Below are 14,909 nucleotides of genomic sequence, written 5' to 3'. Positions count from 1 at the left end.
AACGCGTTCATCGACAGGCCCGATTCGACTCTGTAAAGCTGGATATATGACCAACTCACCTGTCACCCCGCTGCTCGACCAGGTTCCGACTCCGAACGAGCTTCGCAAACTCAAACCCGAACAATTGCGCCAGCTTTCCGACGAATTGCGCGCGGAAATGATCGACGCGGTCAGCACGTCGGGCGGGCATCTCGGTTCGGGGCTGGGCGTGGTCGAACTGACGGTGGCGCTGCATTACGTCTTCAACACGCCCGAAGACCGGCTGGTCTGGGATGTCGGCCACCAGTGCTATCCGCACAAGATCATCACCGGGCGGCGCGACCGCATCCGCACGCTGCGCCAGGGCGGCGGGCTGTCGGGCTTCACCAAGCGGTCGGAAAGCGAATACGACCCGTTCGGTGCGGCGCATTCCTCGACCTCGATCTCGGCCGCGCTGGGCTTTGCCATGGCGAACAAGCTGTCGGGCAAGCCGGGGCGCGGGATCGCGGTGATCGGCGACGGCGCGATGAGCGCCGGTATGGCCTATGAGGCGATGAACAACGCCGCTCAGGCGGGCAACCGGCTCGTAGTGATCCTCAACGACAACGACATGTCGATCGCGCCGCCCGTCGGAGGCCTGTCGGCCTATCTCGCGCGGATGGTCTCCTCGAGCGAATATCTGGGGCTTCGCAGCCTCGCCAGCCGCGCGGTCAAGAAAATGAGCCGCCGGATGCACGATGCCATCGGCAAGGCCGAGGAATACACCCGCGGCATGGTCACTGGGGGCACGCTTTTCGAGGAACTCGGCTTCTACTATGTCGGCCCGATCGACGGGCACAATCTCGACCATCTCGTGCCCGTTCTGGAAAACGTGCGCGACACCTCCGAAGGCCCGGTCCTGATCCATGTCGTGACCACCAAGGGCAAGGGCTATGCCCCGGCCGAGGAAAGCGCCGACAAGTATCACGGCGTGCCTAAATTCAACGTCGTCACCGGTGAAAAGCAGAAGGGTTCGGCAGGGCCACCCGCCTACCAGAACGTCTTCGGCGATACGCTCGCCGACCTTGCTGACAGCGACAAGCGGATCTGCGCGATCACCGCGGCCATGCCGTCGGGCACCGGCATCGACCGCTTCGCCAAGCGGCATCCGGAACGCAGCTTCGACGTCGGGATCGCCGAACAGCACGGCGTGACCTTCGCCGCCGGCCTTGCCGCGCAGGGTATGCGGCCCTTCGCCGCGATCTATTCGACCTTCCTCCAGCGCGCCTATGACCAGGTCGTCCATGACGTGGCGATCCAGAACCTTCCCGTTCGCTTCGCGATCGACCGCGCCGGGCTGGTCGGCGCGGACGGATCGACCCATGCGGGCAGTTTCGACATCACCTATCTCGCGACCCTGCCCAATTTCGTGGTTATGGCCGCCGCCGACGAGGCGGAACTGGTCCACATGACCTACACCGCGGTCGAACACGATGAAGGCCCCATCGCGTTCCGCTATCCGCGCGGCAACGGGGTTGGCGTGCCCATGCCCGAAACCCCGCAGAAGCTGGAAATCGGCAAGGGCCGCATCGTTCGCGGCGACGCGAACAAGCCTGCAAAGGTCGCGATCCTCTCGCTGGGCGCGCGTCTCGAAGAGGCGAAGAAAGCCGCCGACACGCTCGAGGCCAAGGGGCTTTCGACCACCATCGCCGACATGCGTTTCGCCAAGCCGCTGGACGAGGACCTGATCGCCAGGCTCGCGCGGAGCCACGAAGTCGTCGTCACGATCGAGGAAGGCGCGATCGGCGGTCTTGGCGCGCATGTCCTGACCTTCGCCACGGATGAAGGCCTGACCGATGCCGGGCTGAAAATCCGCACGATGCGCCTGCCCGACATCTTCATCGACCAGGATTCGCCGGAAAAGCAGTACGACATCGCAAAGCTCAACGCCCCGCACATCGTCGAGACCGTGCTCAAGGCGCTCAAGCACAATTCGGCGAGCGTGGAGGAAGCGCGGGCCTGAACAGCCCCAGTGCTCAACGGCGTTCGAGTTCTGCGTCGTTCCGGTGAGTGGCTGGCCGGGCCGGGGTGACGAAGCCCCTCGGCGCTGGCATGGAAGGCGGCGAAAGGAAGCTGCCTCATGTCCCTCCTCACCATCGCTCGCGACGGCGCGGTTGTCACGCTCACCATCAACCGCGCGGAGAGCATGAACCCGCTCGGCGCGCCCGGCGACGGCGAGGAATTCGCGCGCGCCTGCGATGCGATCAACACCGACATGACCGTGCGCTGCGTGATCCTGACCGGGGCGGGCCGGGCGTTCAGCGCGGGCGGCGACATCAAGGCGATGCGCGACAGGTCCGGCACGTTCGGCGGAACCCCGCCCGCGATCTCCGACGGCTATCGCGACAACATCCACCGCATGCTGCGCGCGCTTCACGGTCTGCGCGTTCCCGTCATCGCGGCGGTCAACGGGCCGGCGATCGGATTGGGCTGCGACGTCGCCTGCCTCGCCGACATCCGCATCGCCAGTGAGAAGGCGAAGTTCGGCGTCACCTTCCTGAAGCTCGGCATCATTCCGGGCGATGGCGGGACATGGATCCTGCCGCGCGTCATCGGCATGAGCCGGGCGGCGGAGCTGTTCTATACCGGCGACGTGATCGACGCCGCGACGGCGCAGGAATGGGGCCTGGTCAGCCGGGTGGTCGAAGCGGGCTCGCTGATGGAGGAGGCCCGCGCGCTCGCGGGGCGGATCGCGAAAATGCCGCCCCATTCGCTGCGTCAGTCGAAGATGCTGCTGCGGCAGGGGCGCGAGGTGAGCTATGACACCGCGCTCGAACTGGCGGCGAACACGCAAGGAATGATGCACGCGACCGCCGACCATGCCGAAGGCGTCGCCGCGCTCATCGAAAAGCGCGAGGCGCAGTTCAGGGGAGAGTGAGCCGGTGAGCGGCACGCGGACCGAACTCTCGCCGGACGGGCGCTTCGAGGTCGAATACTGGCTCAGCGAAGGGCTCCATTCGCAATGGCGGGAAACCCCACGGGTGAGCGACCTCGAGGCGCGCAGGACGGTTTTCGAACTGCAGGACGAAAGTTTCGATGCCTCGGTCGAATGGCACGATATGCCGGGGCGCTTCACCCTCTACGTCCGCCGCTGGCCCGATTGCGGTTATGGCCTGCCGGTCCTTGTCGATGTCGAGGCAGGCACGGTGCAGCTTGGCGAGGGGGAGGAAACGCATCCGCTCGCCAGGGCCGAGCGACTGGTGGTGCGCCATTTCGACGAGCGCCGCAGGCTCGTCCGACCGATCGAGATTCGCCGCCGGCCCGCGCCGAAAGCTCCGATGCCGGGGAGGGTGGTCGACTGGCTTCTCTACGCCGGCTTCGCGCTGCTGATGATGACCGGTTTCGTCGCGTGGATGGGCTGGCTGCCCGATCCCGCGCCGCGCCCCTGAGCCCTCAGAGGATCCAGCGCCAGAGGCCCGCAGGGATGCCGCCCGCGCGGATGTGCAGCCAGGACAGTCCGAGGAACAGGACGATCCCCAGCCCCCATGCGAGCGCGCCCGCCGCGGCGAGCTTGCCGAGCCGCGGCCAGTAGCTCGTCTTGGCTTCCCATTCGCGCCACGCCTCGCCCATCAGGCGCTCCTTCTTCGCGTCTTGCAACCTCGCGCCCACCAGCGCGAGCAGACCCATGGCAAAGGCGGTGAGGACGCTGCGCCAGTTCGCGAACAGCACGATATGCGACAGCGCCCACAGGCCGATCCCCCACATCATCGGGTGGCGGGTGACCTTGAACACGCCCTTCGGTTCGGCGCGTGCCTGCGCCTCGGCACCGGGCACGGGCAGCGCGGGGTTGCCGAACAGCGATCCCGCCAGCAGCACGGTGGCGGGCAGGGTCAGCACGGTGGCGATGATCCAGCCCGCCTCGCCCGAACCGGGCAGGTCGCCGACCGGCGCTACCTTGTAGGCGAAATAGACCCAGGCGAGCGTCGCCGCGCTGACGATCGTGTAGGCGATTTGAAAGCCGTTCGCCCCCAGAGCCTTCACCAGAGGTGCGCGCAGCGGGTGCGACATCAGGAAATGCATGCCCACAAAGGCGGCATTCGCGGCGATCAGTTCGAAAAGGCCTTCGCCCATACACCCCACCCCATGATCAGGGCGCAGAGTATAGCCCGCTTCGCACGGCGCGCCAGCTACCAGTCATAGGCCTTGGGCAGATCGCTTTCGTCGAGGTCGAGGTAGCGCTCCTTCAGCCGGCTCTGGTGGCTGTCCATGGGCTGTTCGACGCCCTCGATGAAGACGCGGGTCGGAACCGTGCCGACTTCGAGTGGGTCGCCGTCCCAGATCACCACATCGCCCATCGCGCCCGGCGCGAGCACGCCCGCGCGTCCGCCCAGCCCGCTGATCTCGGCCGGGACCGAAGTGATCGCGGCGAAGGCCTGGCCCCAGGAAAGCCCCGTCGCCCCCGGCATGCGGCTGAGCGCGACGAGATTGCCGGCATATTGGGGCAGGCGGCGTGGGTTCTGCATCGCAGAGGCGTTAATCGCGACCTTCACCCCGGCACGCATCATGCGGCCGATATTGCTCTGTGTCGCGGCGAGCTCGTCGAAACCGACAGGAAGATCATCGAGGCTGTCGGCGATCACCGGCACGCCCGCGCGGGCGATCTCGTCCGCGACGAGCCAGCCTTCGCTCGCCCCGACGAGCACCATGTCGAGCTTCGGAAATTCCTCCCTGAGCGCGAGCACGGCGCGGATATCGGCCGCGCGTTCGACCGCTACATAAAGCGTCTGTTCGCCGCGCACGACAGGGACCAGCGCCGCCGCGTCGAAGCGGGTGAGCAGCACGTCGCCCGGCCGGTCGGTCTCACGCCCGGCAAGGCGCGGGTCGATCGGGACGTCGTCGCCGGTGCGCACATCGCGTGCCGTGGCGCTCTGCCCCGGTATGCGCGCGGCCTCGCCATAGGACTGCGCCTCAAGAAGAGCGTTGCGGAACAGGGCATGCGCCGCCGCCCGGCTGCCGCCCGCGATCCTGCCTGCGCCTTCGCCCATGTCGACCATCTGGAAGGCGCGCGCTCGCATGACGGGATCGGGATCGGCGCCGAGATCGATCAGCGCGCCCTGCCCTGCGAAGATCGAAGCCGAGGGCAGCGTCGTCGTGGCCGCACGGGTAATGCCCGCCGCGCGGTGCACGAGGATGTGTTGCGAGTTCGGATTGACGATCGGCGCCGCGTCGAGCGCCGCGCTGAAGGGTGAGCTTCCCGCGCGCTGATCGTTCGATTCGCTCACCGCGCCTACATCCCACAGGCCGAGCGTGGTGACGGTGGCGAACAGGCCGGGCGTGACCCATGCCCCGCCCGCGTCGAGAGTTTCGGTCCCCGCCGGGATCGCCACGTTCGCGCCCGCCGCGACGACTTCGCCGCCGCGCACGATCACGGTACCGTTCTCGATCGGGTCGGACCCGTCGCCGAGCACGACCTTGGCGTTGGTGATTACCACGTCCTGCGCCAGCGTGGGCGAGGAAGCGAGGGCAAGCACAGAGGCCGCCAATGTCAGGAGCCGCTTCATTTCACATCTCCTTCACCGGGCTGGCCGAGCTCGAAATCGCTCACCGGGCGGCGCTTGGGGTCTATCGCGTCGAACAGCAGCGCGCCGTCGACCCACACCTTTTCGGGCCGCGAATAGACCGACAGCGGATCGCCATTCCACAGCACCACGTCGGCCATCTTTCCCGCTTCGAGGCTGCCGGTCATGTCGGCAATGCCCATCGCCTTCGCCGCATTGAGGGTGATCCAGCCGATCACCGTCGCATCGGAAATGTCCATGCCCATGCGCCGCCCGGCGGCCTGCGCCTTTGCGGCTTCCTGGTTTAGGCGCTGGATGTCGTCCTGGTCGTCCGAATGGATCACCACGCAGGCGCCTTCGTTCTGGAGAAGCGCGGCGTTTTCGAGGATGCCGTCATAGGCCTCCATCTTGAAGCCGTACCAGTCGGCCCAGATCGCGCTGCACACGTCGTTTTCGCGCAGCAGGTCGCCGATCTTGTAAGCCTCGACCGCGTGATGGAAGGCAGTGACGCGGTATCCCATCTCCTTGGCCATATCCATCACCAGCGCCATTTCGTCGGCGCGGTAGCAATGGTTGTGGACCAGGATTTCGCCGTCGAGCACGCCCTTCAGAGTTTCCTTGGCGAGGTCGCGCTTGGGCTCCTCGGAATTGGCGTAGTCGATCGCCTCGAGCCAGGTCTGGCGATTGACCGCGAAATTGCCCATTCGGGTCGAAGGCTTGCGTCCGCGCCCGCCATAGACGCGTTTCGGATTTTCGCCGCAGGCCATCTTGAAGCCGTGGGGCGCGCCGGGGAACTTCATCCCCTGCACGGTGCGCGCGGGCACGTTCTTGAGCGTGACGGTGCGACCGCCCATCAGGTTCGCCGAACCGGGCAGGATCTGAAGCGCCGTGACCCCGCCATTGGCGAGCGCGCGGGAAAAGCCCGGGTCCTGCGGCCAGACCGAATGTTCGGCCCAGACATCGGGCGTGGTCGGGCTGGTCGCCTCGTTGCCGTCGGAATGCGCGTCGACGCTCGGGCTCGGATAGTCGCCGAGGTGCGAGTGGATGTCGATGATGCCGGGGGTGACGTATTTGCCGCCCGCATCGATCACGCGGTAGCCTTCGGTCGGAAGCGAGGCGTCGCCCACGGCGACGACCTTGCCGTCGCGCAGCAGCACCGTGCCGTTCTCGATCCGGCCGCCCGCGCCGTCATAGACGACCGCGCCGACCAGCGCGGTGGGGATTCCGGGATAGGGGGCATAGGTCGATGCAAAGGGCGCTTCGGCCTCGGTCTTGGCGGCGTAGCCTTCGGCCCTGTCGCCATCGGCGCGACTGGCGCCGGCATTGGCCGATCCGGTCGTGGTGCAGCCCGCCAGCGCCACCGCGCCGCACAGGGCGGCGATCACGCCGATGCGGGCCGGATTGGCCGCTTGTCCTCGAAAACGCATCAATACAGTCCCCTAACTCTCGCGAGAGCGGGAAACCTAGACGCCATGACCGGGATCTGTCCACGGCGTTGGACAGAAAGAGTGTAACGTTGGCCGAGCGGACCGGCGCGAAAGGCAGCAGGCGGGACCTTCTCTCGGTCCCGCCCGGCAGCATCCCTGGTCGGTTATTCCGCCGGCCGCGTCGACGGACGCATGCCGCCTTCCTGCGCCTCGAGACCCGCTTCGGCCTGGCCTTCGAGGTCGTCTCCGACATTGTCGTCGCGAAGCGTGTCGAGATGCATCAGCTTCTTGATCAGCGGGCTCACCACCATGACCGCGATGCCGATACCGACCGCGTAGAGGCCGACCGTGTTGTAGACGTCGAGCACGACCTGCTTGCCCGCTTCCTCGCCGACGCCTTCGGCCCCCGTCGCCGCCGCGATCAGGCCGGCGGCGAAATTGCCGGTCGCCGAGGCGAAGAACCACGTCCCCATGATTAGCGAGGCCATGTGCGCGGGGCTCAGCCGGTTCATCGCCGACAGGCCGACGGGCGACAGGCACAGCTCGCCGGTCGTGTGGAGGAGGTAGATCAGGAAGATGAACAGGACCGGCGTCGGCACGTCTATCCCGACGCTGTTCGCGCCCCACACGAGCACGAGGAAGCCGAGTCCCACCTGCACCACGCCGAGACCGAACTTGAGCGGCGCCGAAGGCTCCAGCCCGCGCGAGCCGAGACCCTGCCACAACATCGCGAAGATCGGCGCGAGCAGCACGATGTAGATCGCGTTGATCGACTGGAACATCGAGGCGTTGACGCCCTGCGTGTCGACGTGGCGGTCGGTGAACAGGTTGAGCGAGGAGCCCGCCTGTTCGAACAGCGCCCAGAACACGATCGAGACGAAGATCAGGAACATCGCCGCGAAGATCCGGTCGCGTTCCTCCGACGGCAGCTTGGCGACCGCGATCCACAGCACGTAGGCCACCAGCGCGCCGCCGAACGTGCCTAGCACGTAGCCGACCATTTCCTGGAACTGGATCGCCGCAAAGCACAGCAGCACCATGGCAAGGCCCGCGCCGTAGATCAGCCATTCCTTGCCCCCGGCGATGCGCGCGGGGTCCTTGGGTTCGCCCTTGCCCTGCAGCAGCGGTTTGCCGAGCACGAAGAAGATGAGGCCGATCAGCATGCCCACGCCCGCCAGGCCGAAGCCGTATTGCCAGCCATAGGTCTGGCCGAGATAGCCGCAGATGATCGACGCGGTCGCCGCGCCGACGTTAATTCCCATGTAGAAGATGGTGTAGGCCGGATCGCGACGGATGTCGGTGCGATCGTAGAGCTGGCCGACGATGACCGAGATGTTCGCCTTGAGAAAGCCCGAGCCGACGATGATCAGCGCGAGCGCCATCCAGAAGATGAAGATGAAGGGGTCGTCCTGTCCGCCGCTGCCTTCGAACGCCATGAAGAAGTGGCCGAGCGTCAGCAGGATCGCGCCGAACAGCACCGCCTTCCTCTGCCCGATGAACTGGTCGGCGAGATAGCCGCCCACCACCGGCGTGATATAGACCAGCGCGGTGTAGGCCCCGTAGATGATCGACGCCTCGCTGTCGGAAAACAGCCAGTGCTGGACGAGGTAGAAGATCAGCAGGGCGCGCATCCCGTAATAGGAAAAACGCTCCCACATCTCGGCGAGAAACAGCACGAACAGGCCCTTGGGGTGGCCGACCACCTCCGGTTGGGGCCGCGTGATGAGGAACAGCCCGCCGAGCAGGAACGCAGCGAGCGCGACGGCCGCCCCGCGAAATGCCCACATCTCGAACGCGCTGTCGAATGTGAAGAAAAGACCTTCGATCATGATCCCAGAATATCCCCGTGTGTGCCGGAACTCCCCGTGCCGGCAAGAAAGCCCGGCACACTAGCGTCAAAGACCGCCATGTGAAGCCTCGATTACAGGGCCAGCTTGCAACGTCCGGCTGAACCTCGCCTGAGGCGTGGCTCTCGCGCCAGGCGGCGAGAGCGGAGTGTGGGCCGGGCAGGTCGCCTTGACGCGCATGGCTGTATTATGGCACTGAAGCACCTCGTGCCCGGAAGACGGGTGCAAGGGACACGACACATGAACCAGACCCGCCCGGTCTATCTCAAGCTGCGCGACCAGATCGCCGCCGCCATCATCGAGGGCGACTATCCCGAAGGCGCGATGCTGCCCTCGGTCCGCGCGCTTGCCGCGGAGCAGGGGGCGAACCCGCTCACCGTCGCGAAAGCCTACCAGCAATTCCAGAACGATGGCCTCGTCGAGGTCCAGCGCGGGGTCGGCATGTATGTCGTCAAGGGCGCCGCCGAACGCCTGCGCCGGGCCGAACGCGAGCGATTCCTTGCGGAGGAATGGCCCGACATCCGCGACCGGATGGAGCGGCTTGGGCTCGACATCGCGCAGCTTCTCGAACGCGGGTGAACGCTCACATCGCGAGATTTCCATGAAATCGGGTGCGATTCCATCGGAATCCGCTCATTGGACGACTGCTCTTGCTTGCAGCGCCCGCAATCCTCTGGCAGGTTATTCGCTTCGACGTCGCCCGTCGGGTCCGGGCTGCAAGGGGAATAGCGGGGGGCACCCGCCATCGGGCCAGCGCGAAATTGTCGCCGTGCTGGTTCCGGGAGGCAAGACATGATCAGATCCGAATTGCTGCAGGCACTTCACAAGGACAATCCCGAACTGCGCGCCGAAGAGGTCGAGCAGGTCGTCGACATCTTCTTCGATGAAATTGCCCAGCGCCTGGCCGAAGGGGGGCGGGTCGAACTGCGCGGTTTCGGCGCGTTCTCCACCCGCGAAAGGCAGGCCCGCACCGGGCGCAATCCGCGCACCGGCGAAACGGTCGAGGTGCCGGCCAAGCGCGTGCCCTATTTCAAGGCGGGCAAGGAAATCCGCAAGCGCCTGAACGGCGAATAGGCCCGCGAGCTCAGGCCGCCAGCGCGGCGGGCGTGTCTGCGCCCGCTTCGTCCCGGCCGTGCCGCCGCTCGCGTCCCAGACCGGCGAAGACAGCTTCGACCAGCCGGTCCGCGCCCTCGTCGCCCGTACTGTCCACCGGGACCATGCCGAGCGCCGAGAATTCCTCCTGCATCGCTGCATCCGGCAGCGCGATCACCCGCGCGATTCCCGGAAAGCGTTCCTGCACCAGCGGGGTGAGCGCGCGCGAGGCGGCGACATTGCCGCTCGCCACCACCACCATCTCGCGCCGCCCCATGCCGAGCGCGTCCCAGCTGCGCGGATCGGCCGGGTTGACGCGGTGGACCGGATAGCCGTCGGCGCGGGCGAGCTCGAAGCGGTCATGATCGGCCTCGAGCGCGAGATAGCCGATCTCCTCCTGCCCCAGCGCATCGGCCACCGCGCGGCCCGCGCTGGTCAGCCCGATCAGCACGACCGGCGCATCGTCTCCGCCAAGCTTGGCATCGGGCGGGCCGGTCCGCAGTTTCCCCGCGAGCCTTCGCCCCAGCGCGGAAACCGCCGGGGTGACCGCAAGGCTGATCGCGATGGCGGTGATGAGGATAGCGATCAGCCGCTCCTCGACCAGCCCGGCGACAGTAGGAACCGCGAACAGGACGAGCGCGAACTCGCTCCCCTGGCCGAGCAGGAAGCCCAGTTGCACCGATCCCGGCACCGACCAGCGATTGGCGAGAGCGGCAAGGACATTGAACGCGCATTTGATCGCGACCAGCCCTGCCGCCGCCGCCAGCACCAGCGCCCAGTTGGCCGAAAGCACGGCGGGATCGATCATCAGCCCGACCGAGATGAAGAAGAAACTGAGAAACAGCCCGCGAAACGCCTCGATCTCGCTCTGCACCATGAGCCGCCATGGCGAATCCGCCACCGCCATGCCGCCGAGAAACGCGCCCAATGTCAGCGAGAGGCCCGAAATCCCCGCCGCCCATCCCGCCGCGAGCGCCAGGAACAGGGCGGTCGCGGTGAACACCTCGCTCGAACCCAGCCGCCCGATCAGGCGGAACAGGGGCTCGGTCAGATAGCGCGCGAACAGCACGGCGATGGCGAAGGCGGCGAGCGCCTTTACCCCGGCAAGACCCAATGCGGGCAGCACCGCCCCGCCGCTCCCCAGCGCGCCCGCGGCGATCAGCAGCAGGATCGCGGCGATGTCCTGAAAGATCAGGATCGACTGCGAGGCGCGCCCGACCGGGCAATCCTCCTGCCCCCGTTCGCGCACGAGGCCGATCACCACCGCGGTCGAGGACAGACCCATCGCAAAGCCGCCGATCACCGCAAATTCGGTCGGCAGGCCGAACGCCAGGAACAGTGCGATGAAGGCCCCGCCCGCAACCAGCATCTGGAGGCTGCCGAAGCCGAAGATGTTGGCCGCTTCCTCGCGGATCCGTCCCAACGAGAAATGCAGGCCCAGGTTGAACAGCAGGAACATGATCCCCGCCTCGGCCATGGCGGCGACGACCGGCCCGCCGAACGCCTCGCGATAGCCGAGCGCCCCGATGACGAGGCCGAGCGCGATGTAGCCGACGATCGGATTGAGCCGCACAGCGCGCGAGGCGAGCGCGGCGATTATGCCCAATCCGATCAGCGCGATCGCCGGCTGGATCGTCGCCACCACCGAATGTGCATCGTGAACCGTATCGCCCGCCATGTTTTTCGCCCTAACGCTCCGCTGCCTGCGGGAGGGGTGCCCGCTCTGCTGCCCGATGGCGGAGCGCCGCGCCATCCCCGCAATCGCCGCGACAATGGGGGCGCGAGGGCCCGCTGGCAAGCGGGCGAGTTGCGGGCTGGGTCGGCTCTGGCTATCCCTTCGGTCAAGCGGGTGTGGCGGAATGGTAGACGCCGGGGACTTAAAATCCCCTGATCCTATGATCGTGCGGGTTCGAGTCCCGCCACCCGCACGTTTCCCTTGCCCTATCGCTGCTCTGCATGAGGGCGGCACCGTGCCTGCCCGCGTATCAGCGTTATGAAGCTCTTAACCGGCGCGCGCATATGCCGGACCTCCATCTTGCGGGGATCATTCTAACCGGTCGCATCGCCGCTTGGCGCGCGCTCCGGCAGGGCACGATTTATGGAAGACGCAGCGAGCAATCCGTGGCCCGACGGCGAGGTGCCCACCGGTGCCGATACGCCCGGTGAGGCCGGCGCGCGTCCCCTCGCCGCGCCCGAAGAGATGCGTGCCTCGCCGCGTTTCACCCTGCTCATCCGCGCGGCCAAGCTGGTCTGTTCCAAGGGCGAATTCGTCTCAGTCATCCGCGACGTTTCCGAAACCGGGGTCAGCGTGCGACTGTTCCACCGCCGGCCTTCGGGCGGGCCCTACGAGCTCCACATGCCCGGCGGCGCCTGCTACGAAATGCGCGACGTGTGGGAGCGCGACAACGAAGCGGGCTTCGAATTCACCCGCCCGGTCGATGTCGCGCGGCTCATCAACGAAGCGGGGCAATATCCCAAGCGCGGATTGCGGCTCGACCTCGTGTTTCCGATCACCGTGCGCACTCTGAGTCAGCAATTCGAGGGCGTGATCGAAAACATCTCGCAACAGGGCGCGCGGTTCGAATCCGGCGGCCTGTTCGCGATCGACCAGTCGCTCAGGATCGAAGGCACGGACATGACCGGCGCCTTTCGCAGGGAAGTGCGCGCCAAGGTCCGCTGGCGGCGGGACCGGAATTATGGCGTGGTGTTCGACGACACCTTCACGCTCGGCGATTTCGCCCGCCTCGCCGCGCAATTGCAGGAACCGGGCCTCCTTCACGAATGAGCCTGCCGCGCGGGTAGGTCTTTTCCCGGGGGCAGGTGCGAATTTTTCCGGAGCAAAACGCGGCCATTTACCGCTCGCTAACCAATTTCCTTCACTCCCTTGCGTCGAACCGCCCGCAAATGCGCGTGCCCAGCACGCCTTGCCCGGGCGCCACGAAGGAACGGGGGCTTGAATGAGTGAGCGTGCTGTATCGGGTGCGGCGAGGAGCGAAGGCCTGATCGAGGTCGATGTCGCGATCATCGGCGCCGGCCCTGCAGGCCTCACGGCCGGATACCTGCTGACGAAGCAGGGCAAGTCGGTCGCCATCATCGAGCAGGACGAGACCTATGTCGGCGGCATTAGCCGCACGGTTGAACACGACGGCTATCGCTTCGACATTGGGGGGCACCGCTTCTTTTCCAAGTCGCAGGCCGTGGTCGACCTGTGGAACGAGATCCTGCCCGACGATTTCATCCAGCGCCCGCGCATGAGCCGCATCTATTACGAGGGCAAGTTCTACTCCTACCCGCTGCGGGCCTTCGAGGCGCTTTCCAATCTCGGCCTGCTGCGATCGACCGCCTGCATGGTGAGCTATCTGCGCTACAGGCTGTTTCCGATTCGCGAGGTGAAGAGCTTCGAGGACTGGACTACCAACCAGTTCGGAAAGCGGCTCTATTCGATCTTCTTCAAGACCTACACCGAGAAGGTGTGGGGCATGCCCTGCGACGAAATGAGCGCGGACTGGGCGGCGCAGCGGATCAAGGGGCTGTCGCTGATGAGCGCGGTGATCGACGGGCTGAAACGTAGCCTGGGCCTCAACAAGCGGCCCAATGACGGCAGCGGCAAGCAGGCCAAGACCCTGCTGGAAACGTTCCGCTATCCGCGGCTTGGCCCGGGCATGATGTGGGATGCGGCGCGCGACAAGATCCTCGCCTCGGGCAAGGGCGCGGTGCTGATGGGCCACGCGCTCGAACGGATCGCGAGCGACGGGACGGGCTGGACCATGACCGCGCGTTCCAGGCACGGCACCGCGCAGATCCGCACGAAGGACGTGATCAGCTCGGCCCCGATGCGCGAACTGGCGAAACGGCTCCACCCGCTGCCCGAAACCACGCTGCAGGCGAGCAATCTCAAGTATCGCGACTTCCTCACCGTTGCGCTGATGATCGAAAGCGAGGACCTGTTCCCCGACAACTGGATCTACATCCACGATTCCAAGGTGCAGGTCGGCCGCGTCCAGAACTTCCGTTCGTGGTCGCCCGAAATGGTGCCGGATGAAAACGTGGCCTGCGTGGGTCTCGAATATTTCTGTTTCGAAGGCGACGGGCTGTGGACCTCTTCGGACGAGGACCTCATCGAGCTCGCCAAGCGCGAAATGGCGATACTCGGCCTCGTCGATCCGGCCAGGGTGCGCGGCGGCGCGGTGGTGCGGCAGGAAAAGGCCTATCCCGTCTATGACGAGGATTATGCCGCCAATGTCGATGCGATGCGCCGCGAACTCGAAGCCAAGCACCCCAGCCTGCACCTTGTCGGGCGCAACGGGATGCACCGCTACAACAATCAGGACCACGCGATGATGACCGCGATGCTGACGGTCGAGAACATCCAGGCCGGCATGCGCGTCTACGACACGTGGTGCGTCAACGAGGACGCCGAATATCACGAGGCGGGCGACGAGGGCGCAAATAGCGGCCTGCCCGCGCGCGAGACGGCGGAAACCAAGCCGCTTTCCGAAGACCAGGTCGCAGCGCTCACGAGCCTGCGCGACGTTCCCGAGCAGGTTCGCCCGGACGCCGACGGGGATATCCGGAAGCGCGCGTGATGGAACTGGCGACGAGCCTCCTGGCCCGGCTGCGGGACGTGCGCTTCGTGCGCTATCTCGTCGCGAGCGTCGGCGCGCTGGCGGTCGACATGGGCGCGTTCCTCGCCCTGCTCGCGGGCGGCATGGCGGCGGCGCCCGCATCGGCGATCGGCTATACGCTCGGCATTCTCGCCCACTGGCTGATGTCGAGCCGCGCAGTGTTTCACGGCAATGTCGCGCAAGGCGGCCTTGCGCGAACCCGGCAGAAGGCGCTGTTCGTGATCTCCGCCCTGCTCGGCCTCGCCCTCACGACGGCGATCGTCGGGCTCGGCGACAGCGCCGGGATCGACCCGCGCGCGGCCAAGCTGGTCGCGATCGCGGTGAGCTTCATGGCGACCTGGCTGGTGCGCAGCCGGATCGTCTTCTGTGCGCCTGCAACCGGGCGCGGGGAGGCGTGAGGCG

13 protein-coding genes and 1 tRNA gene are annotated in these 14,909 nt (G+C 66.5%); 9 read left to right on the top strand and 5 right to left on the bottom strand.

Features of this window, described 5'->3' with window-relative positions; all coding sequences use genetic code 11:
* The first annotated feature begins 46 nt into the window (after positions 1-46).
* From dxs to Ga0102493_RS15030, 3 genes are all read left to right on the top strand, one after another.
* Complete coding sequence (gene dxs, locus Ga0102493_RS15040; protein WP_034902505.1) at positions 47-1,981, top strand: 1-deoxy-D-xylulose-5-phosphate synthase; 1,935 nt, start codon at positions 47-49, stop codon at positions 1,979-1,981.
* A gap of 117 nt (positions 1,982-2,098) precedes the next feature.
* On the top strand, positions 2,099-2,896 hold the full coding sequence (locus tag Ga0102493_RS15035; RefSeq protein WP_034902503.1) for a crotonase/enoyl-CoA hydratase family protein: 798 nt from the start codon (positions 2,099-2,101) through the stop codon (positions 2,894-2,896).
* 4 nt (positions 2,897-2,900) lie between these two features.
* Positions 2,901-3,407 (top strand): hypothetical protein, encoded by a 507-nt coding sequence (locus Ga0102493_RS15030; protein WP_034902500.1) that lies wholly within the window; start codon positions 2,901-2,903, stop codon positions 3,405-3,407.
* A gap of 4 nt (positions 3,408-3,411) precedes the next feature.
* Here Ga0102493_RS15030 and Ga0102493_RS15025 read toward each other — a convergent pair whose 3' ends face one another.
* The 4 genes from Ga0102493_RS15025 to Ga0102493_RS15010 form a co-directional block, all read right to left on the bottom strand.
* Positions 3,412-4,089 carry an NnrU family protein gene (locus tag Ga0102493_RS15025; RefSeq protein ID WP_034902498.1) on the bottom strand — a complete coding sequence of 226 codons (678 nt, stop codon included), beginning with the start codon at positions 4,087-4,089 and terminating at the stop codon, positions 3,412-3,414.
* Positions 4,090-4,145: 56 nt separating this feature from the next.
* Positions 4,146-5,519 (bottom strand): amidohydrolase family protein, encoded by a 1,374-nt coding sequence (locus Ga0102493_RS15020; RefSeq protein ID WP_034902496.1) that lies wholly within the window; start codon positions 5,517-5,519, stop codon positions 4,146-4,148.
* Positions 5,516-6,943: an amidohydrolase gene (locus Ga0102493_RS15015; RefSeq protein ID WP_034902494.1), complete on the bottom strand. Its 1,428-nt coding sequence runs from the start codon at positions 6,941-6,943 to the stop codon at positions 5,516-5,518. The genes Ga0102493_RS15020 and Ga0102493_RS15015 overlap by 4 nt, the downstream gene beginning before the upstream one ends.
* Before the next feature lie 164 nt (positions 6,944-7,107).
* Positions 7,108-8,772: a peptide MFS transporter gene (locus tag Ga0102493_RS15010; RefSeq protein ID WP_081845586.1), complete on the bottom strand. Its 1,665-nt coding sequence runs from the start codon at positions 8,770-8,772 to the stop codon at positions 7,108-7,110.
* 258 nt (positions 8,773-9,030) lie between these two features.
* Between Ga0102493_RS15010 and Ga0102493_RS15005 the strand changes: the two genes are divergently transcribed.
* A complete protein-coding gene (locus Ga0102493_RS15005) occupies positions 9,031-9,369 on the top strand; it encodes a GntR family transcriptional regulator (RefSeq protein WP_034902492.1) in 339 nt (112 codons plus the stop codon).
* Positions 9,370-9,582: 213 nt separating this feature from the next.
* Positions 9,583-9,864, top strand: a complete 282-nt coding sequence (locus Ga0102493_RS15000) for an integration host factor subunit beta (RefSeq protein WP_034902488.1) — start codon at positions 9,583-9,585, stop codon at positions 9,862-9,864.
* A 10-nt stretch (positions 9,865-9,874) separates the two neighbouring features.
* On the opposite strand, the gene Ga0102493_RS14995 is transcribed toward Ga0102493_RS15000, so the two are convergent.
* Positions 9,875-11,560, bottom strand: a complete 1,686-nt coding sequence (locus Ga0102493_RS14995; protein ID WP_051697800.1) for a cation:proton antiporter domain-containing protein — start codon at positions 11,558-11,560, stop codon at positions 9,875-9,877.
* A 167-nt stretch (positions 11,561-11,727) separates the two neighbouring features.
* Between Ga0102493_RS14995 and Ga0102493_RS14990 the strand changes: the two genes are divergently transcribed.
* The 4 genes from Ga0102493_RS14990 (at position 11,728) to Ga0102493_RS14975 (ending at position 14,905) form a co-directional block, all read left to right on the top strand.
* A tRNA-Leu gene (locus Ga0102493_RS14990) sits at positions 11,728-11,810 on the top strand.
* A gap of 170 nt (positions 11,811-11,980) precedes the next feature.
* Positions 11,981-12,667, top strand: coding sequence for a PilZ domain-containing protein (locus Ga0102493_RS14985; RefSeq protein ID WP_034902485.1), 687 nt, complete (start codon positions 11,981-11,983; stop codon positions 12,665-12,667).
* Positions 12,668-12,839: 172 nt separating this feature from the next.
* Entirely contained in the window at positions 12,840-14,468 is a 1,629-nt protein-coding gene (locus Ga0102493_RS14980) for an NAD(P)/FAD-dependent oxidoreductase (RefSeq protein ID WP_034902482.1), read from the top strand.
* Positions 14,468-14,905 (top strand): GtrA family protein, encoded by a 438-nt coding sequence (locus tag Ga0102493_RS14975; RefSeq protein ID WP_034902479.1) that lies wholly within the window; start codon positions 14,468-14,470, stop codon positions 14,903-14,905. Before Ga0102493_RS14980 ends, Ga0102493_RS14975 begins: the two co-directional genes overlap by 1 nt.
* Positions 14,906-14,909: the final 4 nt, after the last annotated feature.

The organism is Erythrobacter litoralis (assembly GCF_001719165.1).
Classification (GTDB): Bacteria; Pseudomonadota; Alphaproteobacteria; order Sphingomonadales; family Sphingomonadaceae; genus Erythrobacter; species Erythrobacter litoralis.
This window is presented reverse-complemented; position numbering and strand designations above follow the sequence as displayed.